The sequence below is a fragment of the Streptomyces griseicoloratus genome, assembly GCF_014534645.1.
GTDB lineage: Bacteria > Actinomycetota > Actinomycetes > Streptomycetales > Streptomycetaceae > Streptomyces > Streptomyces griseicoloratus.
This window is the reverse complement of sequence record NZ_JACVQF010000187.1, coordinates 60,130-81,284: the sequence shown is the minus strand read 5'-3', so window position 1 is coordinate 81,284 and position 21,155 is coordinate 60,130. Positions and strand designations below refer to the sequence as shown.

The following is a 21,155-nucleotide window of genomic DNA, read 5'->3' as shown; positions in this document are numbered from 1 at the left end:
GGCATCCCGGACTGCGGGTCATGCAGTTCGCGGGGCACACCCCGCATATGAGCGGGCAGCGTAGTCAATTAACGCGCCACAGGAGCCAGATCACCTGAAACTCCAGGTCAGCGGCGAGCGCTGGCGAATAGACTCCTACGGGTGAGACGGCGAACCCAACAGGCGGCCGCTGGCACCGTCACACGACATCCGTCGTGGGTGCACTCTGACCGGTGCAGCGCCAAAAACCGCTCGCCGCGCCCCTGGAGACCGCCGACCCGCCAGCGGACATGTCCGCCGCCATGGAGAAACTCCTTAGCGGGAACGGGCGGCGCCGACGGGGAGTGGTCCCGGTCTATGCCGACGAGTGGATCGTCTCCATAACCGATGTCACACCGCTGGCCCGCATGAGCCACGCCCATGTGCGAGACGGAGAGCTGGACGTCGCCCGGCGACTCCTGCCGCGTGAACGTCCCTGCCCCGTGAGTGGCGAGGCTCTTGCCCATCTACACCGGTAGGTCAGCACCACCAATTGAGATGACCTCTTAAACGTGATCAAGGAAGAGGGGATCAGGCCAGGGGGATGTACCCCCTCGGGCCTTCCCGGAGGGGCAGCCCCGGGCAGCTGTCGGTCAGCCCAGTCCGAGACGTTCGTACGAGGACCGCGTGACAGCCCGCGCACTCTTGGATCCGCCCCGAGGCACCGCGCAGATGGGCCCCGACCACCGGCGGCCGACCGCTCTACCATGGGACTCTTGGCCCTGCGGCGATGTTGCGGCAATTCGGCCGCAGCTGCGAAGGCGAGGGCGCCGCCGAGAACGGCGGGGATCGATAACCTACGCCGTATGGAGCTGGTTCTGACGGTGGACGAGGTGGTCGGCGGCGAAGCGGAGACCCTGCTCCGCTGGTTGCACGAGGAGCGAGACCTTTACGGACAGGCACGCGTGTCTCTTGGCGGAGCCCAGCCCCCGCCTCCCGGCGGCATGGGCGGCTCCGCCCTGGAGATCGTGAACGTCGTGTTGTCCAACTCGATCGCTCTGGGCAGCCTGGTTACCACCTTGGTGGCGTGGCGCTCCAGTCGGCCCTCACCACCGCCGGCCGTACGCATCGAGGTGAACGGTGTGCCCGTCATGGTGAACAGCGATGACCCCGAGGTCATCCGTTCGCTCATCGAGACGCTCCGCGACGCGGACTCGGGCTCGTCCCAGGGCCCGGACTCGTCGCAGGACGCGGGCAGCGACCCGTCGTCCGGTACCTGACGTGGCCGAGGCGCTCTCCGAAGCCGACACCTCGAACGTTGTCCTCATCGGCTGCCGTCGCTTCACCGCACTGGAAGACCTCCCCGCCGTACGGGACAACTTGATACGACTGCGCGAGGTGCTGACCGACGTGGGCGTGTGGGGGGTCCCGGGCGACAGGGTCGAGGTGCTGGACCAGCCGTCGAGCGAGGGGCAGGTCGTGGCCGCGGTGAAGCGGGCCGCGGCCGAAGCCAGCGACACACTCGTCGTGTACTACGCGGGGCACGGGCTGCTCGACCCGGAAGACAGCAACGACCTGTATCTGGCCCTGCCCGAGTCACGCAAGGACGACCACCACATCGACTCGGCGATCCGCTACGACACCCTCAAGCGCTATATCCGCTCCAGCCGCGCAAAAAGGAAGGTGGTGCTTCTCGACTGTTGCTACAGCGCCCGGGCGATGGCCGGTGCAATGGGCAGCGGTGCGGCGAACCTCGTACACAAGGCCGACGTCGACGGCACCTGCCTGATCGCGGCGGCCCGGGAGACGGCGCTGGCCCTCGCCGTACCGGGTGAAAAATACACCGCCTTCACCGGTGTGCTGCTCGAGTTCCTTGAGAGGGGCGTGGAAGGCCCTCACGAACTGCTGAGCATGAGCATGTTGTACGACGCGATGAGAAGCAGACTCAAAGGCGCCTCACGTCCCGAGCCCCAGATGAACAGCCGTAACGCGGCGGCACAGATCTGTATCGCCCGCAACCGTGCCTACGTGCCGAAACAGCCGTCCCCTCTGCCCGCACGTCGCGAACGTTCGGCGAATGCACAGCCGTTGGGTCACGATCCGGTGTCCGACCTCCAGACCTCGCTGGTACGGGTGCTCTCCGCGACCGGCGAGGTGGTGGGCGGGGGATTCCTCGTCTCCGCCGATGTGGTCTGCACGTGCGCGTACGTCGTTCAGGACGCCCTCGGAGTGCCGTCACACACGGATCCGGTCCCGGGCACTCTGGTCGGACTCGATTTCCCGCTGCTCGACGGCCGCCCCCGCGTGCGGGCGGGCATCGTGTCCTGGCATGACGGGGAGGAGAAGAACGTCGCTCTGCTCCGGCTCGTCGCGCAGGTACCCGGCACCCGGCCGGTGCCCTTGGTCGGTGAGGCAGGCGTATGGGGACACCCGTGCCGCACCTTCGGCTATCCCGCACGTAGAGAGCACGGCCAGTGGGCCGCCGGTGTCCTGCGCGCACGGCAGGGCTCGGGCCTGTTGCAGATGGAGGCGGACGCATCAGGCCTGACCCTCGGCCCCGGGTACGGCGGGGCTCCGGTCTGGGACGACTCGCTGGGCGGTGTGGTCGGGATGGTAGTGGCTGCGGAACCCCGCGGACACACCGTGTACCTGCTGCCGTCGGCCGACCTGGTCGACAGCCTCACGCTGCGTCCACCATGCCCGTTCCCGGGGCTCGCGGCGTTCTCGGAGACCCAGGTAGAGCTCTTCCAGGGCCGCGAGGCAGACATCGACCGCGTGTACGCGACCGTCAGCCGAGAGCCGTCGACGCTGGTGGTCGGACCGTCGGGGTGCGGGAAGACTTCTCTGCTGCGGGCAGCGGTACTGCCCCTCCTGCGCGCCGACGGCCTGGGCGTCACCCTGGTGCGACTCGCCGGGGAGCCACCGGCCGCCGCTCTCGCCCGGACGCTCGCCGATGTGCTGAGGCTGAGACCGGGCAGTGCGGAACGGCCCCACCCGGCAGAGGAACTGGAAAGCCTGCTGGAGGCCGACGGCGATGTGAGCGCCGACCTGCACGATCGGTTCCTCGACCGGCTGGACGGCGCCGGGCACGTACTCTTCGTCGATCAGCTGGAGGAGGAGTGCACGGGGCAGGACCCGGAACCGGTGCGCCACTTGTTCCGTCTGCTGGACCGTCTGTTCGAAGCGGACCGGGGCAACGTGCTCAAGGTCGTGGCCGCAGGACGCCCGGAGGTCCTCGACGTCCTGCCGGACTCCGGGCTTCCCACGGTGCAGTTTCTCGCTCCGCTGAACGCCGACGACCTGAAGCAGGCGATCACGGCGCCGCTGGCCACTGTGCCGGCGCTGCGTTTCGAGCCCGGACTGCCGGACCGGATCCTCGCCGACGCGGGCGAAGCACCCGGACGGATGTCGCTCGTCCAGCACGTCCTCACCGAGCTCTGGGACCGCCGTACCCCCTCGGCGCTCACTCACGATGCCTACAACTCCTGCGGTGGCGTCGCGGGTGCCTTCGCCGTACACGCGGAGGAGGTGTTCCTCCTGCTGCCCGAGGACCAGCTGGCTCGAGTCCGACGGCTGCTCGTGCACCTGACCCGGCCCGGCGACGGCGAAGCCTTCGTCTGCCGGCCGGTGCGGACTGCGGAGCTGGCCCCCGAACTCGTCGTCACGGCACGAATGCTGGCGGGAGCGAGGCTTGTCGTCCTCTCCCGCCCTCCGGGCGGCGCGAGAAAGGAGGACGAGATCGTCGAGCTGGCGCACGAGGCACTGACCAGAGAGTGGCCGAGACTGAGGGAGTGGCTCACCGAGTCCCGGGATTCCCGTCTCTGGCATGAGACGCTGCGAACTCAGCGCAAGCGCTGGGAACTCCAGCAGCGTGACCCCGCACACCTGCTCAGGGGGCCGGAGCTGGCCGAGGCCCACCGGAGGCTGGCAGCCGACCCCGAAGGCGTCGCTGCCGATGAACTCGACTACATCCTCCGCAGCGGACGCCGCGCCCGGCGCCGCGCCTGCTGGAGAAGGACGGCCTTTTGGACGCTGGCCGTCCTCATGACAGCCGCAGGCGCGGCCGTCCTGAAACTCGCCATCTGACCGTTGACCTGGTGACGTTCCGGGGGCTCATTCTGCCGCCGCCGAGGTCACGCCTCAGCGGAGGTGGTGGGGCGTGACCGGCCCCATGCCCGCGCCGCCATGGTGTGGAGCCGGGCATCCCTCTCTGCACACCCCCGCACTCGCCCAGAACAAGGAGGAAGGGAGGGAAGGGGACGGGCAGTGGGGCGGGTGCGGTGTGCGGCCGGGGGTTCGGGGTGAGCTTGTGTGGTGTTGCGCGTCGGCGGGCCTCCGCGCTCCGCGCCGTACGAGCCGGCGCACCAGCAGGGGCCTGGGTGCCGGCGGGGCGCAGCCGCGCGGGCAGAGATGTCAAGGTGTGGGCTGCGCCGTCTGCTGGGCGGTGCCCGCGGTCCCCGCATCGTCCCCGCGGTCCTGGTCCTGGCTGTGTTCGTACTGGGCGCGGGCTTCGGTCATGGCGCGCTGCCAGCTGCGCTCACCGCCGCCGTGCTCGCGTGCCAGGCGTGCGGCCATGCCGCGCCGGTACCCGCCGGCCTGCCGGAGCTCGGCGAGGACGACGGCCACGGCACGGTCCCGATGGGCGCGCCCTGAACCACCGCCCTGGATTCCCCGGCCGTCCCCTGGGCGCCGTCCAGCAGCCTGGAGGCGGTGATCGGCGACGTTCAGTTCCTGCCGGGCTACTCGGTCCTCCTCGTGGCTGAACTGAATGTTCAGCGGCTGTCTGATCTGCCGAGGGCCAAGCGACTGTCGTTCCTGTCCGACATGGGCCTACTCGGAGAGGCGGTTGAGCGGGCCTGTCGACAGCTGGACCCTGATTTCCGCCGGGTCAACCTGGTTTTCCTGGGAAACACCGATCGTTCTTGCATGCCCATGTCTGGCCGCGGTTCGCGTGGGAGCCGGCCGAGCTGGTGGGCAAGCCGGTGTGGCTGTATCCGCGTGAGCGGTGGAGTGACGAGCGGTTCAGACTGGGTCCGCAGCACGATGTGCTGCGGGATGCGATCGGCAGCGAACGGCACCGGTTGCGTTCGTTGGACTGACGGCGCGGGCCCGCCGACCGTCAGGTCGGCGGGCCCGGTGATCAGTGACGGTTCGGTGGACGTCACCCCTGTCGAGCATCGCGGCGGCGACCGTGGCGTCGCCGAAGGAGCCGGCCCAGTCGGCGATCCCGACGTTCGTCGTCAAGATCGTCGAAGATTTCAGATACCTCTGGTTGATCACCTGGAACAGGGCGGAGGCTCCGTCCTCGGGCAGGGGGAGGTAGCCGAGTTCGTCGATGACCAGGAGTTTCGGTCCGGCAAAGAAGTTCATGCAGGTCTTCCAGCGGCCTTCGAGGGCCGCTTTGTGACCGTGCGAACCCGCGATGACTGCGATCAACCCGGGCAAGGCCGCTTGGCAATCGAGCAGAACGCCTGTGCCGCCCTGGGGCACTGCTACGACTGATCACTAGGTGTCAACGATGGTTTTCGGATATTTAACGATCGTATTGAGCGTGCGGTGGACCAGCACGTAAAGTGGCGTGTGCACAACAGTCATTGGGCCCTCGACGTCCCTGGAGCGCAAGGGTGGAAGCAGTCCCACCGCTGTCTCAGACGCTGCAGCGCCTCCATACGCTCATCCAGGAGCAAGGACTCGACCAGTCCGTGCTCCTGGACCCGGAGAAGCTGGCCGAGCAGACGGCATTGCCAGAAGCATCGGTCCGTGCGCTACTGCACGGAGGAGCGACGCTTCCCGCCGACAGCGTCAACGACCGTGTCCGAAGCCGTATCAGAACGCTTGCTCACGCGCACATCAGGCGCACCGGTAGCCGGATGTCCGACCTCGCCTCTCGCGTCTCCGAGCGCCTCGGGGTCTCCGAAGTCTGGGCGCGCCTGGTATGTGACGGCAAGAAGGTGCCCAGTGTCGAATTCCTGCATGGGCTGGTGCGGTTCTTCGACGTCGAGGGAGGCGAGGCTTTCTTCACGGCACCAGCCGATGAGGCCCTCAACCGTGTTCTGCTTCCCATTGTGGACAGGCTGCAGAGTTCCGAGGGAGGCGACCCGGTGCTGGCGCTGATGGACCGTTACGGAGTACGAGCCACGGACTTGCGTGCGCATGGCTCCCTCACACGCGAGCAGCTGGAGCGTCTCCTTGAGGGAGTTCTACGCTCGGTCGTGCCTCCAGGGGGAGGCCGTGACCAGTGACGTCCAAGGCCATGAAGGCGTTACTGGCCGCCTTAGGGCGCGAGGCCGCCCGGACCATCCAGCGCCCTGCCGAGCCGCGCGAGGTGATGGAGGGCTTTTGCCGTGCCATGAGTACCCGAACCAAGCGGCCGATCGAGCTGCTCCTCCGGCCCTTTCCTCCTGACATCCCAGTCTCCGGCATGCGATTGGACTGCGGTGATCGATCCATCATCGTGGTCGAGGAACACACGGTCCCTGAGGCACAGTTGGTCATCCTCGGGCACGAGCTGTGGCATGAGGAGCAGCACGACTGCGGTCATCACGTGGCGGGAATGCCGGCCGCGGCGCGAGCCTTAGCCGCCGACCACGTGCCCGAAGCCGTCCAACGGGCCGTGGAGCAGATCCTTGCCTCCAAGGAGGTACCCCGTGGCGCCCTGGTCACCGTTGCCGCCCGGGCTGCCGCCGTGGACGACCACGAGGTGGACGCGGAAACTTTCGGCCTCCTGTTCGGCCGCGAGGTCCGCACCTGGATGAAGGGCCGCTATGCGGAAGGCCCCCTCAACCAGTCGACAGTCGAGGGACGCATCAACGTCTCCCTCATCAGCCGCGGCGGCCGCATACTGTCATGACCTTTTCCTTCCACGTTCCCTACGCGGTCCCCACTGTCCTGCTGGCGGCCGCGTTGCTGTTAAAGCTCCCTACCTTCCTACGCGCCTGGCGTGACCCGGAAGTGCTGGCCACCACCCTCCTGCTCTTTTGGGCCACCTCAGCTCTGGTAGTGATCATCCCGGTCAACATCAAGCGCCTCAACGAGCTCACCGGTGTGCCCAACATCGCCGCACCGTGGGCGTACTCATTCCTCACAGCGTCGTGCGCGACTGGCCTGACCATGATCATGAGATGGAGGGAGGCGCCCTCCCCACGGCGGCGTCGCAGGATCCGGCGTATCTACTGGACCTACGCCGGCATCATCGCCGCGCTGTGGGTGACATTCGTCCTGGCAGACGCGCCCCAGGAGCGCATTTACGACCTGGACACCTACTACGCCAGCACACCCTGGATGCGTGAGCACATCCTGCTCTACCTTGTCGCGCATGTGGCCTCTTGCCTCACCGCCGTCTACATGCTGTGGAAGTGGTTCCATGAGGTGGAGAACCCATGGTTGAAGACTGGAGTCGTCCTGCTTCAAATCGGGTTTGCCAGCGGCCTGGTGTTCGACGCTGCGAAACTAACCGCGGTCACGGCCCGCTGGTGCGGCGCCGACTGGGACTGGCTCAGTACCAAGGCAGCACCCCCCTTCGCCCTGACAGAGGCCGCCCTGGTGGCCGTCGGGTTCATCATTCCGCAGGCCGGTCCTGCACTGAAGCGCCTGGCTCGTGACCAGAGGGAATACCTGCGGCTGCGACGGCTGCACCATGCTTTACGGGTGCTCGAACCCGCCGCCGCAGCGACCCGCTTCGGTCTCTGGATCCCCCTAGACCTTCGCCTCCTGCAGCGCCAGCAACGCATCCACGACGCATTGCGGCTGCTTAATCCCTACTTCGACGTCGAGCTGTACCGCACGGTGTACATACAGGCAGCGCACGCCCAGACCGAGGCCAAGGCACGAGCGATCGCCGGCGCAGTCACCGTCCGTGACGCCATCGCCAGCTACAAAGCAGGCAGAACACGCCGCATCCCCCAGCCGCCGCAGATCAGCATCCACATCAACGAGCATCTGAGCGCCATCTCCACTGAGCTCTACCGCCCTGGTGCTCTCGACTGCATCCGCCAGCGGGCAACTACGACAGAAAGCTTGAACACGCATGCCTGACAGCACCTCCACCCGCCGGCCGACAGCGGTCGTCATAGGCGCCAGCGCAGCCGGCCTGCTCACCGCAGCTGTGCTCACAGAATTCGCCGACGTCACCATCATCGAGCGGGACCGGCTCCCCGACGGCTCAGAGCCACGCCGCGGCGTACCGCAGACACGGCACGCCCACCTCGTGTGGAGCGGAGGCGTCAACGCCTTCAACGAAATCCTGCCCGGATTTGCCGACGCGGCCGTCGCCCAGGGCGCCCGCCTGGTCCGCATCATGGGCGACATGATCTCGCGTGCACCCAACGAGGTCTGGTTCCGCCGCTTCCTGGCCACCCACCATCGCAACCTCGTGTGCTCCCGCGACCTGCTCGACTTCGTTCTGCGTGAACGCGTGCTCAACCACGAACGCGTCACCCTCCGACAGGAAACCACCGCACTGGGCCTGGAAGGCGACGCCACACATGTCACCGGCGTGCACGCCCGTGGAGCCGACCAGGACTTCATCCTTCCAGCAGACCTCGTCGTAGACGCCTCCGGACGCGGCTCCCACGCAGCCCAGTGGCTTACGGGTCTCGGCTTGCCCAAGGTCACCGAACGAGAAGTGAACGCTGGCGTCACCTACGCCACCCGCCTGTTCAAAGCCCCTGCCGGGGCTGGCGACAGCTTCCCACTCGTCAACATTCAGGCCAATCCCACCAAGGCTCCCGGCCAAGGCGGGATCATCCTCCCCATCGAGAACAACCAGTGGCTCGTCACCCTGGCCGGTACCCGCGGGGGTGAACCCACCACCGATCCGGACACTTTCGTGTCCTTCGCGCTCGGCTTCGGCGATCCCGTCATCGGCCAGCTTCTGCATAAGGCCGAGCCCATCAGCGACGTCACCACCACCCGGAGCACCGCCAACCGGCGCCGCTACTTCGAGAAAATGAAGCGCTGGCCCGACGGCTTCCTAGTGATGGGCGACGCAATCGCCGCATACAATCCCGTCTACGGTCACGGCCTGACCGTCGCTGCCCAAGGCGCCATTGCCGTCCGCGACGTCCTGCGCTCCAAGGGCGTCACCGCACCCGGCACAGCGCGTCACCTGCAACGCGCTGCGGGCCGGCCCGTCGCCGCAGCTTGGGACCTCGCCGTCGGCCAAGACGCCTTCTACCCCGGCGCTGTGCAAACCCCGCCCACCCCCCTGGAGCGGTACCTGGCCCGCTTCGTCGACAAGGCAGTGGAAACCGGCGCTCGCAACCCCCGCGCCATGGGCGCACTTCTGGACGTGATGAGCATGGAGAAGCCGGCCACCCGCCTCTTCTCCCGGGACATGCTCATCCCCATGCTGTTCGGGCCACGAAAGCCCCACCTACAGGGACCCCCGCTGAGCGAAGACGAACGCGCCATCCTCCAACCCTAAGAGCTCCTGACACGTTCTTGTTGCAGCGGCCTGGTCGGGCGTGACCCGGTCTGGTGGTTGGGCTGTTCGTGATGTTGTGAGTACTCGGCCGTAGACGACGACTTGTGGACGCTGACGAGCCGTTACTGCCGCCGTGGCCTGGGCGGTCGCCCGGGCCACGGCCGGTGGACGACCGACTGAGTACGAAGACTGGCCCGTACCAGACCAGCCCACTGCGCAGCAGAGGTTCAGCCGCAAGGAGCCACCGCCCGAACATGGCAAGGTCCGCAGTCACCATTCCCTAGTGATATTCACGGAAGGCAGTGAATTGCATGCCGCTCCTCAACGCGGTCTTCCTGCGCAAAGGCGGCATCGATCTGGACGCCGGCCGACTGCTCGACGCCGTTCTGCACCAACTCGGCGGGGCGGTATGAGGGCATGTTCGGACGTCTGAGAGAGATCCTGGCCAGGAGCGGCGTCGACCTCGCCGACGAGGAACTCCTCGACGTCCTGTGGCTCGCCCGGAACTTGCCGGGCGACGTCGGTCCATGGGCGCGACGTCCGGCCTCGTCCGCCCCCCCCCCAACGGCAGGCCTCCGAGCAGCGTGAGCCACGAGCCCCCGGCGCGGACGATCCCGCACAACCGGGCGCGCACCCGCCACCGGACGCTGCCCTGCACCGTCTGTTCCCCCTGTACGCGGCCCCGCGAGGGAAAGGGAGCGGCAGGCTGGTGCCGGCCCCGCACCGGGCGCACGCCGTACGCACCCCGGGCCCGCACCGAGCGCGACCGCAGTGCTGCCCCTGTGGGTCGACCGCATAGGAGATGAACCCCAGGTATTCCGTCACGCCGAAGTCACTGCGCCGCAGCCACCCGGACGCGGATGCGCCTATCCGGGTGATCCCGAAGATGTCGGTGGCCGGTCCGGCAGTGGCAGTGGCCAGTTCGACCCGGCGGGAGACGCCGTGCAGGGTGAGTTCCACGGTGAGCAGGTATCTGCCCGGTACGTCCGGTCGAACCTCCACCATTCGCACCACCGCTTCGGGGTGGGCAGTCGCGTCCAGGAAGTCGGGCCCGGTGACATGGTGGTCTCGAGGGGGACACCGGTGTTGAAGCCGGCGACCTCGAAGCGGGCGTCGAAGCCCAGCAGCTCTGGTGCCGGGCTCTCGATGCCGTCGGTTGTCTGTACCTTGTCCGTCACGCCGGTGAATTTCCCGCTGATGCCGGACACCAGGTAGCGGACCTTGAAGTCGATGTACGAGTGCGCTGGATCGATCTTCCATTCCGTGGCACCGCATCTCCTCGCAACAGCCGAACGAGGCAGAACCACTCAGTTATGCGACAGCCGGCCGGCCGGACGCCCTCGCCGTTCAGCGTTGGTCAAGGTCGTTGGTGAACTGCAGTCCCGCTGTGCCGCCGGTCTCGATGAACAACTTCATGAACTGATCGCGGGTCTCCTGGCGGGACCAGTCGCGTTGCAGCTCACACAGGAGCTGAGTCCAGGTGATCGGTCGTGCGCCTGCCTGTTCGACACGGCGCAGTGCGGCCTCGTGCGCCGTGAGGGATGTGCCACCCACGGCGTCTACCACGGGATACACCTCGTAGCCTTCACGCAGAGCATCGAGAGTGGGAAATGTCAGACAGGCCTCCGTCCACAGTGCTGCCATGATCAGTTTCCGGCGCCCCGTGGCCTTGACCGCCTCGACGAACTCACGGTCCTCCCATGCGTTGATCGAGGTCCGGTCGTAGGTCGGCAGTCCGTCGAGCACCTGCCTGAGCTGCGGAATCGGGGGCTTATTGAGTCCGGTTTCGACATTCACCGTCGAGTGGACGATCGGCAGTCCGTAGGCCCGTCCGATCTTCGCCAGCCCGACGACATTGTTGACCAGCAACTGCCGGTCCATGGAGGCGATCGAGCTCACCTGGACCGGCTGGAAGTCGATGACGACGAGTGCGGCGTTCCTCGGCGTCAACAGTTCATCGGTCTCCTGGTCGCGGATCTGTTCGCTGGTCACCTGGTACTCCCTGACGTGCTGGCCGACCACAGCCTCCACGGCGGTCGGCAGGACCTGCACTGCTGAGCAAGTGATCGGCGAAATGCTCATACCTGACGGCGCCTCGAACGGTCCTGCACGCCCGCAGACCCACGGCCTACCGAACAGCAGTTGTGCGAGACGGCCCACGCCGACACGCAGTGCGTTCCTTGGACTGGCGGCAGCCGCGCATGCGCAAGACGATTCGATTCGACCACCCGGTACCGTGTCCCGCAACGCGGGGTCGACGTGGCCCGGTGCCTGCGCCCCGCTCTCGGCCGAGCCGACGCGTTGGTCCCCGCGGCCTGCCGCGAGCTCCGCGTAGGGGATGACGGGCAACAGGAGCGTTACCCGCACCAGCATCGGACAAATCCGCTGCTGTGCGCGTCTTGCTTGAAACGTGGTGATGGACTTTCGGGCCCAGGCGTACGCCACAGCGCGGGTGAGCATCCCCCGTGGTTGCGGTGAGTGGAATGCCGACCCGTCCGGAGTATCCCGGGGAGACCCCCGGGCATGCGACACCCGGCGCCTGACCCCGCCCGGCGGGACAACGGCCGCCCCGCCCCCTCCCCGCACGTCCTCGGACTGTCCCCGTACCGTCCCCGTTCCCCCGCTTCGTCCCCGGTCAGCGGAGATCCCATGGCCACCGCCGCCACCCTCACACCGGAGCAGATCAGACGCCGATCCCTGCAGTCCGGCACCATCGGCGCGATCGTCGAGTGGTACGAGTACATGATCTACGGCGTCGCCGCGGCGCTCGTGTTCGGGCATCTGTTCTTCCCGGACCTCGCTCCCGGCATCGGCCAGATCGTCTCGCTCGCCACGTTCGGTGTGGGCTTCCCGGCCCGCCCGATCGGCGCGTTCGTCGCCGGGGCACCTCGGGGACCGCATCGGGCGCAAGTCCACGCTGATCCTCACCCTCTCGATCACGACCGTCGCGACCGCGGCGCTCGGGACCCGTCGGCGGGAGCCGCTCAGGGCGCGAGTGGCCGCGGCAGAGAGGACACTCGCGCCCGTGACACACCCGGCCACGGCCCGGTCTCGCACCGGGACCCGCGACCCGAGGCCCGCTACTGCGCCGCTAGCGATGCGGCCATGATGAGCCCGTAGGTGACAGCACGTCAGACGGACGAACAGGAGCAGAAGATGCGTGTAGTCGTCGTCGGCTGCGGGATCGCCGGTGCGGCAGCGGGCTATGACCTCGCCCGCAACGGCGTGGACGTGGTCATGGTGGACTCGCGGGTGCCCGGACGCGCGACATCGGCCGGCGCGGGCATCGTCTGCCCGTGGTCGTCCCGGACGGACGACGAGGACTGGTACCGGATCGCGTTGGCCGGAGCCGAGCACTACCAGGAGCTGCTGGCGGCGCTGGCCGCAGACGGGGAGACCGACCTCGGGTATCGGCAGGTGGGTGCCCTGTGTCTGGTCAGCGAGGCCGAAGCCACCGAAAGGCTGCGGGACGTGGCCGAGCGTACCGCGAAGTCCCCGTCGGCAGGCGAGGTAGAGCTCGTCAGCGCTCGCCGGGCCCGTCACCTCTTCCCGCCACTCGCGCACGACGGCCCGGCGATCCACATCCCGGGAGCGGCACGCCTGGACGGCCGCTCGGTCCGTGACGCGATGACCCGCGCCGCGGTCCGGCACGGGGCACGCCTGATGGAAGGAACGGCCGCGATCGACGCCGACGGTGCCGTGCGCGGCGTGCGGGTCGGGGACGAGTTCGTCGGCGCGGACGCCGTGATCGCGGCAGCCGGCGCCTGGTCGCCGCGCCTGCTCGAACCCCTCGGCGTCCGGGTGCGCGTCGCGCCCCAGCGCGGCCAGATCGTGCACCTGCGGCTGCCGGGGGCGCGGACTGCGGACTGGCCCGTGGTGCTGCCCGAGTCGCACCACTACCTTCTGGCCTTCGACGACTCACGGGTCGTGGTCGGGGCGACGCGTGAGGACGACGCCGGCTTCGACCACCGGGTGACCGCGGCAGGACTGGCGGAGGTGCTCGCCGAAGCGCTGGCGGTGGCTCCCGGACTGGCCGGCGCCACCCACGCGGAGACCCGTGTCGGCTTCCGCCCGGTCGGCCCCGACATCCGGCCGTCGCTCGGGGCGGTGCCGGAGATCGACGGGCTGGTCGTCGTCAACGGTCTCGGCGCGTCCGGGCTCACGGTCGGTCCGTACGCCGGCTCGATCGCGGCCCGTCTCGCCCGGCGGATGGACGCGGGGATCGAGCTGTCGCCGTATGACCCGCTGCGCTGAACCCGGCCTCCGCCGCCCTCCTCAGGAGGCGAGCACGCTGGCCGCACCCGTCCCGGTGGTGGTGCCGGGGGAAGGGGAAGTGGGGCAGCCGTCTCGGCGAGCTCGTGGAGGACCTCCTCGACGGGCCGGTCGCCCGGGCGGAGAGTGAACGAGATGCGGGCGAAGCCTTCACCCATCGCGTGCAGATGCTCGACGAGGGCGCGGCTCCCGGTGCGCAGGCCGAGCCGGATCGGGGCCGCGGGCGTCGCCGGTCAGCTCCCACCACTCCCGTGCCCTGAGGCGCAGGGCCCCCAGCGGGCGCGGGTAGTTGAGCGAGGCGTCCGCGTTGCGGGCGATCCCCTCGGCGGACTGCCGGGCATGTCCCGCGACGGCGATCGGCACGGTCGGGCCGGTCGGTTTGGGCAGGACGTCGAGACGGCGCCTGGCCCTGAGACCGAGTTCGGGCAGCTTCCATGCCCGTGCCCTCGGCGTGCCGGGTCCAGGCGGCGCCCAGCGTCTCCACTCCCCGGGGGGAAGAGGTCACCACGGGCGTGGAAGTCCTCACAGGGGGTACTCGACGGGCCGGTCCCCGCTGGCCAGACCGAGGACGAACCAGCCGCCGGACAGGACGTCGGTTGGCTCGAAGGTCGGGGAACGTCTCGATGGTGCGACGCGCGGCGCTCTCAGGCGGATCCTGCGGCGCGAGCTTGAGCGAGGCCCATCTCATGGGGACGGAACCGGCCCAGTGGGTCCTGACAACTCCTGGGGGCACGCGGGTCCGTTTCGATGCCGACACGCCAGAAGAAGCGCTTCCGCAGTTGCTCGTCATGCCCTTTGAGTCGCTGGAGCAGGACGCCGCGGATGTTCCGGCCCTCATCCGGTGGACGTCAGCGGGATGGCTTGCGACAGTCGCCCGCTCCGGTCGGCTTTGCGATCTGGCTTGGGACCCCGAGCGGACCGAGCGGGCGCCGGCCCACGAGTGAGCGTTCGTCGTAAGCCGGCGGCGAAAACACACGGGTGCAGCAGGGACGTGATGAGCCGTGCTGCACGTGTGCCGGAGAGCGTTGACACTCCGAGACCGGCGCTCCGACGGATCACCCCGCGTCGGCGGGGATGACCCTTCATGGTCAACATCACCCGCGCGGCGGACCGGAACGCCTAGGCCCCGTCGGGCAGAGGTGCAGTGTCCCGTCTGACTGCGGTGGTCAGCTATGGGCGTTGGATGTGACCGGCCTGGACAGGCCGTCAGGGCGTGGTCGGGTAGGGCTTGGCTGTGAGGCCACCGAGCCAGGGGCCCTTGAGGTGTTCGGCGCGCAGTTCGGCGCGGGTGATGGCCTGGGCGGCGAGGAGGGCGAGGGCGCCCTCGCTGGGGGCGGCCGGTACCGGGTGCTGCGGGGTCGCGTAGTCGTCGGGGAAACCCGCCTCGCGCAGGGATTGCCGGGTGTGGTCACCGAAGTGGCCCCAGCGGCGGTTGGTACGCGGCTCAAGGCCGCCGACCAGGCTGCCGTACTCCCGGAAGACGACCTGCACCTTGTTCGGGTCGGAGAAGGCGGTGCAGGCGGGCGCCTCCGGGGCGGCGAGCGTCTCGAGGACGTCCGGGTGGGTGCCGACCCAGCCGGTCTGCGCCTCGCTCTCCACCACCACCGACCAGCGCTCGTCCAGCACGGCAGCCGCGACCAGCACGGGTGGCCCGTCGAACGGCGTGCGCTGGGCGAACGCCGCAAGCCCGTCCGGCAGCGGCGCGGGCTCGTCGACCCCCATGGCGTCGAGGCAGAAGGCGGGCGTCCGGGGCGCGAAGGTGATCGCCCAGCCCTCGCCCCACAGGCGGGTCAGATCCAGCGGTTGTGCGTGCATCGCGTCGGCTCCCTGGTGGCTTTCGGAAGCGGGGGCCGCCTCCGGGCGGCGGCCCCCGCCGTTACGCGGTCCGGCGGTCTGGCATCTAGTCGACGATCTCGACCCAGAACCGGTCGTTGGTGCCGTCCGGATACGGCAGGGACGCGTCCCAGGCCAGAATACGGTCGGCGTTGTAGTAGGCGATCAGCTTGCCGCCCGCGGAGGCATTGTCCGGGGTCGGCACCGCCTGCACCGAGAAGTCCCAGTCCGGGCTCGCCGCGCCCTCCAGCGTCGAGGCGAACGGGTACTCGTCGCACTGCTGCGTGGAGGTGTCCGGCGCCGGGTTGAGACCGAGGCCCGCGTACGTCGAGGCCTGCGGGCCGGTGCTGTAGCAGGCGCCGTCCTTGTGCTCACGGTTGGCCTGGTAGTCCGTCGCGTTGAGGGTGGAGTGGATGCGGTGCAGGCCGTAGTGCACCGGCTGCCCGTTGATCGCCTGGCCGGGGATGCGCTTGTCGCGCTGCGCCTCCTCCTCGGCAGGCAGGCGCGGGTAGGTGTACTCGGGGTGCGTCTGCGCGCCGAGGATGTGCTGCGCGACGGCGGCCTCGGTGCCCGAGAGGCTGTACGTGAGGACGGGGGTGGCGCCGGGAAAGACGCAGCCGTGCGAGCGGTCGGCCCCGAACGGGCCCACGATGTAGGCCGCCGAGTCGCAGCGGACCACCTGCACGGGGGAGGTGCCGGGCGCATCGGTGCTGAACTCGTCGCTCTCGGTGAAGAACTCCACCCGCCAGAAGCTCGGCATGAGCTTGTCGCGGCCGTAGCCGGCCGCCGCCGAGTTGCTGATGTCCCAGTAGGCCCAGCTGGGGTTGTTGTTCCAGTTGTCCCAGGTCAGAGTCGCCGGGCTGCGGGAGGCCCCGCAGTCGAGCTGATCCGGGGCGCAGGTGCCGAACAGCGACAGAGGCACGCCGGGCGCGGTCCAGATGTTGTCCCACCAGCCCCAGTCGTACGACACGGAGCCCTGCTTGATCTGCGAGAACAGCCGCATGGTGCGCTGGTCCTCGAAGCCCTGGGCGATGACCTCCAGGGTGGCCTTGGTAGTGCCCAGGTGGTCCACCGGGTTGCCCGCGGCGTCCTTCTCCCAGTAGTCGGCGGTGATCGGTACCTGCTGGCAGAAGGTGAACCGGTCGTACACGCGCCCGGCCTCGGAGGCGGCGCCGGCGGTCATGCAGGAGTCGTAGAGCGCCTGTGACGGTGTCTCGCCGATCGTCGCGGCGGTCGCCTGGGCGGTGAAGCCGCTCTCCGTCGAGGACGTGGTGCGGGCGGTGCGCTGCTGACCGAGGTAGGAGTCGACGCGGCTGTTCATCGGCGTCTTGCGCCGTTCGGCGTCCTGCTCGATGAACTCGATCGCCTCGGTGAAGGTCAGGTCGGCGCGTCCGGCGGCCGGCTGGCGCTCGGGGCGGCTCTCGGTCTGGAACGGGACGTCCGCCTTCGGCAGCGGCCGGCCGGCCCGCTCGGCGGCCTTGCCCCGCTCGCGCAGCTTTGCCAACTGCTCGGTGGATATGCCGACTTCGAGATTGATGGGCTTCAGTGAGCCGGCGAGGAGCGGGGCGGCTCCGGCGGTCCCTTCCCGCTGGGGCCCGTCCGCGACGGCGTACTGCGGGCCGAGCAGCGCGAGACCGAGCGCGAGGGCCGCCGCGCGGCGCGATATTCGGAAGATTCTGTGACGATGCACTGTGCCTCTCCGGGGCGACTAGGAGCCTCCGCACCGCGCGTGCGCGCGGAGTTGATCACAGAACCTAAAGATCGTTTGAGGGGGAGACGGTCACAGGGTGGTCACATGCCGTGCAGTGCTTGTGTATCTCCTGTGGCAGCGGTCCGGTCCGCCCTCGCCGGATTGGGACCGCGGACCCGTTCCGACCGGCACCAAGGGCGTGGCCGAGGTCGGTACCGCTCGCCGACGTCGCCCGGGCATCGGGTCCAGTCAAGGGGAACCCAAAAGCCGCCGTGGGATGATCTTGGTGAATCAGCAGTGTGGCTCGGCGAGGACGTTCTTGGCCGGATCGCGCTCGTCTTCCTCACTGCCCTGATCGGTCCAGGCGCCGAACGGGCCGGGTAGGCCGTGCTCGCCGGCGCCGAGCTGGAGGGCACCGCCCTTGAGTCGGTGCGGTCCGGGGATCATCGGGTACCACCGTCGATCTGGGCCGGGACGCGGCAGGCCCGCAGCTCCTGTAGGTCGGGGATGTGGTTGTAAAGGGTGCCGGGGCTGACGCCGAGCAGCTTGGCGATCGAGGTGATCGAGTGCTCGGGGTTGGGAAGCATGTCGCGGGCGGCCCGGATGATCTCGGTGGTGGCGAGGGTGGGCCGACCGCCGACCCGGCCGTGGGCACGGGCGGAAGCCAGGCCCTCTCGGGTGCCGGAGACGATCAGCTCGCGGATGAACTCGGCGAGCGTGGCGAAGAGCGCTGCCGTAGGGCCAGCAACGGCCCGAGATGATCGACGATCCGGTCCGCAGCCGACTTGGACACCCCAAAGAGCGGCGCGAGTTGCCGCAACGCCAGGTTCGTTCGCCAGTACGCGGTGACCAGCAGGACCCGGTCGTGCAGTGGCAGGCTCCACGGCCGGCCCTTGCGGACCGGGTCCGCACCTTCGCGCCGCAGCGCGGTGACCGGCTTGCCGAACTGCCTCGGGCTCAGCCCAGTGAACGGAGCTGTCCAGGACGGCTCGGACGCCGTGATCACACCAGACACAGCGAGATCATCTCAACTGCCGGCCATTCGCGACTGGCTTCGTTCGCTTTCAGTGGCAGCGTTCGTCTGATTGCCTGAACAGCAGTGGCCCGTGAGCCAGAAGTGTGGGCACAGGAAACCTTTTTGCGCCCTGTGTGATCGGCATGGATGCTGGCTCGCCGGAGGTACTGAAGATGATCAACGTTGTGTTGAAGCTGTCGGCCCGTGATTTGGTGCATGCGGACCTGCCGTCGTGCGGGTGGGCAGGGTCTGACCACCACCTGGCCAGCGTCGCCGAGCAGTTGAAACGTGTCCGGACCGGCGAGGTCGACTACCTTGCGGTCTGCCCTGCAACGGACATCCCTGTGGCGAAAGGCGGCGTCGACTACCAGGTCAAGAAGGGGGTGGGCACTTTGTGGCAGCTGGCAGTCCACCCCGCATTGCAGTCGTGCGGGATCGGCACGTTTCTTGTTGAAGCCGCAGAACTGCGTATCAGGAACCGTGGTCTGCGGCAGGCCGAGCTCGGTGTGGAGGAAAGCAACCCCCGGGCACGTGCGCTCTACGAAAGGCTGGGTTATGTCGCGTACGATCGTCAGCCGGACTCGTGGGACGAGCAAGCCCCTGATGGATCGTTGCGCCGCTACGAGACAATGTGCACGTTGATGCGGAAGGAACTCACGTAGGGCTCAGTCACCTTCGCGGGGTCTCTCAGCGCACGCGTCGTTCTTCGCCCTGCCCGCGCATGCCGCGGGCACGTGCGTACTCTATGGAACGCGACCGGACGATGTGGGGCGGCTTGCCCGACGGTGAGAGTGTGCGGGACGTGGCGAGGTAACCCGAGCGGTCACGAGCTAGGCATGGGCTGCACATAGGCAGCTCGGCTCTCTCGACAGCGAGTTGAGAGACTGACCTCATGGGGTCTTGGGGAACCTTGGGGCCGGCGCTGTTGTCTTTGGCCGGTGTTGCGCTCGGCGCTGGCGGGTCGTTGTTCGGCCAGTACCTGGTGTCACGGGCGAGCACCCGGCAGTTGGAGATACAGGAGTCAGCCGCGCACCGTGCAGAGCTGAAGAACGTGATCCTGAAGTTTCTGAGCATTGCGTCGCAGTTGGAGAAGGCGCGGTGCTCACGTCCCCACACGTCGGCGTCAGCGTGGCCGATCCGGTGATCGACCGACTCGTCGACGACTTGTGGCTCGCGCACGCGGAGATCGACCTTTCGGCCAGAAGCGAGCCCCTGCGGGGTGCTGCCTACCGCTATGCGGCCCGCCTTGCAGAGGTGGCCCAAGGAGAGCTGGCCGACGCGTCCGCGCTGCGCGGGCCGCAGGTGCAGTTCTTTGACGCCGCGTATGACGACATGTGGCCCGGTCAGCGACGGGCAGCCGGGGATTCCCTCACGCCCCGGTGAGACGGGACAGGGATGAGACGATCTTGTCACGGCTGGTGTGATCACGGCGTCGGACCCCTCCTGGATAATCCCGTTCTCCGGGCTGAGTCCACGCTGCTTCCGCAAGCTCATCGCCGCCCTACGCCACGACGGCGCGGATCTGGTGCGCAAGGGCCGTTCACCTGGGGCCTGGCACCGGAAGACCGCGTGCTGCCGCTGACCGCCTACTGGCGCACGAACTTGACGCTGCGCGCCCCGCTGTTCGGTCTCGAAGTCCTCGGCCGACCGCGGCATCGACCACCTGGGGCTCTCGCTCGCCCGCCGGCCCCGTATCAGCCCGACCCAGAGATCAATTGCGGGACAGCTCTTAGATCATGCTTGGGGTCTCGTTCCCCAGGAGGCTCAGTGCCTGCATGGCCTCGCGCTCTATACGTGAGAGATCACCGAGGACCGAGCCGGCCTGGACGAGGCACTGCGCATCGCCCGATTCACCAGCCTTCTTGATCAGTGCTGCTACTTCCGCCCAGAGGGTGGCGGCCTCGGTGTACAGCGTGTGGCCGGTACGTAGGTGGCTGCTGTCGAGCAGATCGGTGCATTCGGCGAGGAAGTCGCGGTAGAGGTTGCGGAACAGGGCGCCACCGGTGCCGGCCTTCTCCATCAACAGGGCGGCCTGTGGCAGGTCTCGCTGTGGATTGTCGGTGCGCTGGAGCCAGGTGCGTACCAGCCTCCATCCCGGCCGGCGGCGTGCTGCGGCCACTGCGGGATCCGGACACGCCCGACTTGGACGAGGACGACGATGGCAGCGAGGGATGAACAGACCTCCCAGACCGGCCCCGTTGATCCGGGCATCAGAGCAGAGGTGCCCCACAGACCCGACGCCGATCCGCAGGCAACCGCGAGTCGGCGTCCGGGCGGGTTCCGCGGTGGAGGGTCTCGACGCTGGTCATCGGGGCTGCAGAAGTTTCCGCCCTCGGACACCTGTGTCTTCTCGCTAAGGCCGGCGGTCTTGAGGTGGAGGGGATTGTGGAGCGGGTAGCGGGAGAGCCAGGCTGGTCTTGATGGTGTCGAAGGCCACCAAGGTCTCGTAACGCCTGATGTTGTCATCGGCCTTGAACAGGCGGTCGCCGAGGCGGCCACAGTCGCGCATGCTGCGCGCCGCCAGGACGATCACGTAGTCCCATGGCCCCGCGACCCGGTAGCACTGCTGGACCTGTGGTTCGGCGCGCATCCGTTCGGCGAATACGCGATGGTGTTCGAACGATTCCTGGTTCAGTGTCACGAGGACCGTCGCCAGGACGGTGGGGCCGAAGCGGTGCGGGTCGAGGACGGCGATCTGCCCGGCGATGAGGCCGTCCTTGCGGTAGCGGGCGATCCTCCGCTGGACGGCGCTCGGTGAGAGCCCGACCCGTTCACCGAGCTCGTGCAACGTGCGTCCGGCGTCGTACTGGAGCAGGTCCAGCAGCAGGGCGTCGATCTCGTCCAGGCGTGGTGGCGGCAATTCGGGCACGCGAAATTATTGCGCCCCGACGCGATAATTCTCAATCGCTTCGATCGGGCGTTCGGTTAGCGTCGGTCGTGTCCGCAGGCTCCGCGGAAGCGGA

General features: G+C 68.4%; 19 protein-coding genes and 6 pseudogenes. 14 read left to right on the top strand and 11 right to left on the bottom strand.

The genetic code is table 11. From position 1 onward, the window contains the following. Nucleotides 1-269 precede the first annotated feature (269 nt). The 3 genes from H0H10_RS14080 (at nucleotide 270) to H0H10_RS14070 (ending at nucleotide 4,044) form a co-directional block, all read left to right on the top strand. Nucleotides 270-497, top strand: coding sequence for a DUF4291 family protein (locus H0H10_RS14080; RefSeq protein ID WP_188181481.1), 228 nt, complete (start codon nucleotides 270-272; stop codon nucleotides 495-497). A 327-nt stretch (nucleotides 498-824) separates the two neighbouring features. After that, nucleotides 825-1,238, top strand: coding sequence for an effector-associated constant component EACC1 (locus tag H0H10_RS14075; protein WP_188181262.1), 414 nt, complete (start codon nucleotides 825-827; stop codon nucleotides 1,236-1,238). A 1-nt stretch (nucleotide 1,239) separates the two neighbouring features. Further along, complete coding sequence (locus H0H10_RS14070; RefSeq protein WP_188181261.1) at nucleotides 1,240-4,044, top strand: caspase, EACC1-associated type; 2,805 nt, start codon at nucleotides 1,240-1,242, stop codon at nucleotides 4,042-4,044. Between the two features lie 327 nt (nucleotides 4,045-4,371). On the opposite strand, the gene H0H10_RS14065 is transcribed toward H0H10_RS14070, so the two are convergent. After that, complete coding sequence (locus H0H10_RS14065; RefSeq protein ID WP_188181260.1) at nucleotides 4,372-4,584, bottom strand: hypothetical protein; 213 nt, start codon at nucleotides 4,582-4,584, stop codon at nucleotides 4,372-4,374. Nucleotides 4,585-4,665: 81 nt separating this feature from the next. Here H0H10_RS14065 and H0H10_RS14060 point away from each other — a divergent pair. Continuing rightward, nucleotides 4,666-5,057 (top strand): annotated as a pseudogene (locus tag H0H10_RS14060) (HIT family protein); the annotation flags it as partial. Here H0H10_RS14060 and H0H10_RS39900 read toward each other — a convergent pair. After that, a complete protein-coding gene (locus H0H10_RS39900; protein ID WP_309141792.1) occupies nucleotides 4,981-5,448 on the bottom strand; it encodes an ATP-binding protein in 468 nt (155 codons plus the stop codon). The pseudogene H0H10_RS14060 and the gene H0H10_RS39900 sit on opposite strands and share 77 nt — an antisense overlap. Before the next feature lie 134 nt (nucleotides 5,449-5,582). On the opposite strand from H0H10_RS39900, the gene H0H10_RS14050 reads away from it, so the two are divergent. From H0H10_RS14050 to H0H10_RS14030, 5 genes and pseudogenes are all read left to right on the top strand, one after another. Further along, complete coding sequence (locus tag H0H10_RS14050) at nucleotides 5,583-6,200, top strand: hypothetical protein (RefSeq protein WP_188181259.1); 618 nt, start codon at nucleotides 5,583-5,585, stop codon at nucleotides 6,198-6,200. Next, nucleotides 6,197-6,808, top strand: coding sequence for a toxin (locus H0H10_RS14045; RefSeq protein WP_188181258.1), 612 nt, complete (start codon nucleotides 6,197-6,199; stop codon nucleotides 6,806-6,808). The genes H0H10_RS14050 and H0H10_RS14045 overlap by 4 nt, the downstream gene beginning before the upstream one ends. After that, entirely contained in the window at nucleotides 6,805-7,992 is a 1,188-nt protein-coding gene (locus tag H0H10_RS14040) for an MAB_1171c family putative transporter (RefSeq protein ID WP_188181257.1), read from the top strand. The genes H0H10_RS14045 and H0H10_RS14040 overlap by 4 nt, the downstream gene beginning before the upstream one ends. Then, a complete protein-coding gene (locus tag H0H10_RS14035; RefSeq protein WP_188181256.1) occupies nucleotides 7,985-9,382 on the top strand; it encodes an FAD-dependent monooxygenase in 1,398 nt (465 codons plus the stop codon). The genes H0H10_RS14040 and H0H10_RS14035 overlap by 8 nt, the downstream gene beginning before the upstream one ends. A gap of 317 nt (nucleotides 9,383-9,699) precedes the next feature. Further along, nucleotides 9,700-9,795 (top strand): annotated as a pseudogene (locus H0H10_RS14030) (MoxR family ATPase); the annotation flags it as partial. Nucleotides 9,796-10,207: 412 nt separating this feature from the next. On the opposite strand, the pseudogene H0H10_RS41240 reads toward H0H10_RS14030, so the two are convergent. Both H0H10_RS41240 and H0H10_RS14025 read right to left on the bottom strand, forming a co-directional pair. Then, nucleotides 10,208-10,642 (bottom strand): annotated as a pseudogene (locus tag H0H10_RS41240) (YceI family protein); the annotation flags it as partial. 87 nt (nucleotides 10,643-10,729) lie between these two features. Continuing rightward, nucleotides 10,730-11,374, bottom strand: coding sequence for a hydrolase (locus H0H10_RS14025; protein ID WP_188181255.1), 645 nt, complete (start codon nucleotides 11,372-11,374; stop codon nucleotides 10,730-10,732). 657 nt (nucleotides 11,375-12,031) lie between these two features. On the opposite strand from H0H10_RS14025, the gene H0H10_RS14020 reads away from it, so the two are divergent. Then, on the top strand, nucleotides 12,032-12,502 hold the full coding sequence (locus H0H10_RS14020; protein ID WP_188181254.1) for a hypothetical protein: 471 nt from the start codon (nucleotides 12,032-12,034) through the stop codon (nucleotides 12,500-12,502). Further along, nucleotides 12,503-13,636 carry an NAD(P)/FAD-dependent oxidoreductase gene (locus tag H0H10_RS14015; protein WP_309141791.1) on the top strand — a complete coding sequence of 378 codons (1,134 nt, stop codon included), beginning with the start codon at nucleotides 12,503-12,505 and terminating at the stop codon, nucleotides 13,634-13,636. Between the two features lie 1,224 nt (nucleotides 13,637-14,860). Here the strand turns inward: H0H10_RS14015 and H0H10_RS14010 are convergent. The 5 genes and pseudogenes from H0H10_RS14010 to H0H10_RS13990 form a co-directional block, all read right to left on the bottom strand. After that, nucleotides 14,861-15,469 carry a hypothetical protein gene (locus H0H10_RS14010; protein WP_188181253.1) on the bottom strand — a complete coding sequence of 203 codons (609 nt, stop codon included), beginning with the start codon at nucleotides 15,467-15,469 and terminating at the stop codon, nucleotides 14,861-14,863. Between the two features lie 85 nt (nucleotides 15,470-15,554). Then, entirely contained in the window at nucleotides 15,555-17,177 is a 1,623-nt protein-coding gene (locus tag H0H10_RS40970; RefSeq protein WP_188181252.1) for a NucA/NucB deoxyribonuclease domain-containing protein, read from the bottom strand. 291 nt (nucleotides 17,178-17,468) lie between these two features. After that, entirely contained in the window at nucleotides 17,469-17,624 is a 156-nt protein-coding gene (locus H0H10_RS14000; protein ID WP_188181251.1) for a hypothetical protein, read from the bottom strand. Then, entirely contained in the window at nucleotides 17,621-17,764 is a 144-nt protein-coding gene (locus H0H10_RS39885) for an HTH domain-containing protein (protein WP_223179933.1), read from the bottom strand. The genes H0H10_RS14000 and H0H10_RS39885 overlap by 4 nt, the downstream gene beginning before the upstream one ends. A 140-nt stretch (nucleotides 17,765-17,904) precedes the next feature. Further along, nucleotides 17,905-18,192, bottom strand: a pseudogene (locus H0H10_RS13990) (helix-turn-helix domain-containing protein); the annotation flags it as partial. Between the two features lie 173 nt (nucleotides 18,193-18,365). Between H0H10_RS13990 and H0H10_RS13985 the strand changes: the two are divergent. The 3 genes and pseudogenes from H0H10_RS13985 to H0H10_RS13975 form a co-directional block, all read left to right on the top strand. Further along, the gene (locus H0H10_RS13985) at nucleotides 18,366-18,854 is read left to right on the top strand and encodes a GNAT family N-acetyltransferase (protein ID WP_188181250.1); all 489 of its coding nucleotides are present in this window, start codon (nucleotides 18,366-18,368) and stop codon (nucleotides 18,852-18,854) included. Between the two features lie 436 nt (nucleotides 18,855-19,290). After that, the gene (locus H0H10_RS39875) at nucleotides 19,291-19,575 is read left to right on the top strand and encodes a hypothetical protein (protein ID WP_223179859.1); all 285 of its coding nucleotides are present in this window, start codon (nucleotides 19,291-19,293) and stop codon (nucleotides 19,573-19,575) included. Between the two features lie 37 nt (nucleotides 19,576-19,612). Further along, nucleotides 19,613-19,885, top strand: a pseudogene (locus H0H10_RS13975) (helix-turn-helix domain-containing protein); the annotation flags it as partial. Between the two features lie 36 nt (nucleotides 19,886-19,921). Here H0H10_RS13975 and H0H10_RS13970 read toward each other — a convergent pair. Both H0H10_RS13970 and H0H10_RS13965 read right to left on the bottom strand, forming a co-directional pair. After that, nucleotides 19,922-20,281 (bottom strand): annotated as a pseudogene (locus H0H10_RS13970) (DUF4872 domain-containing protein); the annotation flags it as partial. Between the two features lie 264 nt (nucleotides 20,282-20,545). Continuing rightward, nucleotides 20,546-21,061, bottom strand: coding sequence for an Lrp/AsnC family transcriptional regulator (locus H0H10_RS13965; protein WP_188181249.1), 516 nt, complete (start codon nucleotides 21,059-21,061; stop codon nucleotides 20,546-20,548). Between the last annotated feature and the right edge of the window lie 94 nt (nucleotides 21,062-21,155).

What these genes read in the sequence shown, in the direction of transcription:
- H0H10_RS14080 (WP_188181481.1), top strand. Translation starts at nt 270, where the DNA reads ATGTCCGCCGCCATGGAGAAACTCCTTAGCGGGAACGGGCGGCGCCGA.
- H0H10_RS14075 (WP_188181262.1), top strand. Translation starts at nt 825, where the DNA reads ATGGAGCTGGTTCTGACGGTGGACGAGGTGGTCGGCGGCGAAGCGGAG.
- H0H10_RS14040 (WP_188181257.1), top strand. Translation starts at nt 6,805, where the DNA reads ATGACCTTTTCCTTCCACGTTCCCTACGCGGTCCCCACTGTCCTGCTG.
- H0H10_RS14035 (WP_188181256.1), top strand. Translation starts at nt 7,985, where the DNA reads ATGCCTGACAGCACCTCCACCCGCCGGCCGACAGCGGTCGTCATAGGC.
- H0H10_RS14020 (WP_188181254.1), top strand. Translation starts at nt 12,032, where the DNA reads ATGGCCACCGCCGCCACCCTCACACCGGAGCAGATCAGACGCCGATCC.
- H0H10_RS14010 (WP_188181253.1), bottom strand. Translation starts at nt 15,469, where the DNA reads ATGCACGCACAACCGCTGGATCTGACCCGCCTGTGGGGCGAGGGCTGG.
- H0H10_RS14000 (WP_188181251.1), bottom strand. Translation starts at nt 17,624, where the DNA reads ATGATCCCCGGACCGCACCGACTCAAGGGCGGTGCCCTCCAGCTCGGC.
- H0H10_RS39885 (WP_223179933.1), bottom strand. Translation starts at nt 17,764, where the DNA reads ATGCTTCCCAACCCCGAGCACTCGATCACCTCGATCGCCAAGCTGCTC.
- H0H10_RS13985 (WP_188181250.1), top strand. Translation starts at nt 18,366, where the DNA reads ATGATCAACGTTGTGTTGAAGCTGTCGGCCCGTGATTTGGTGCATGCG.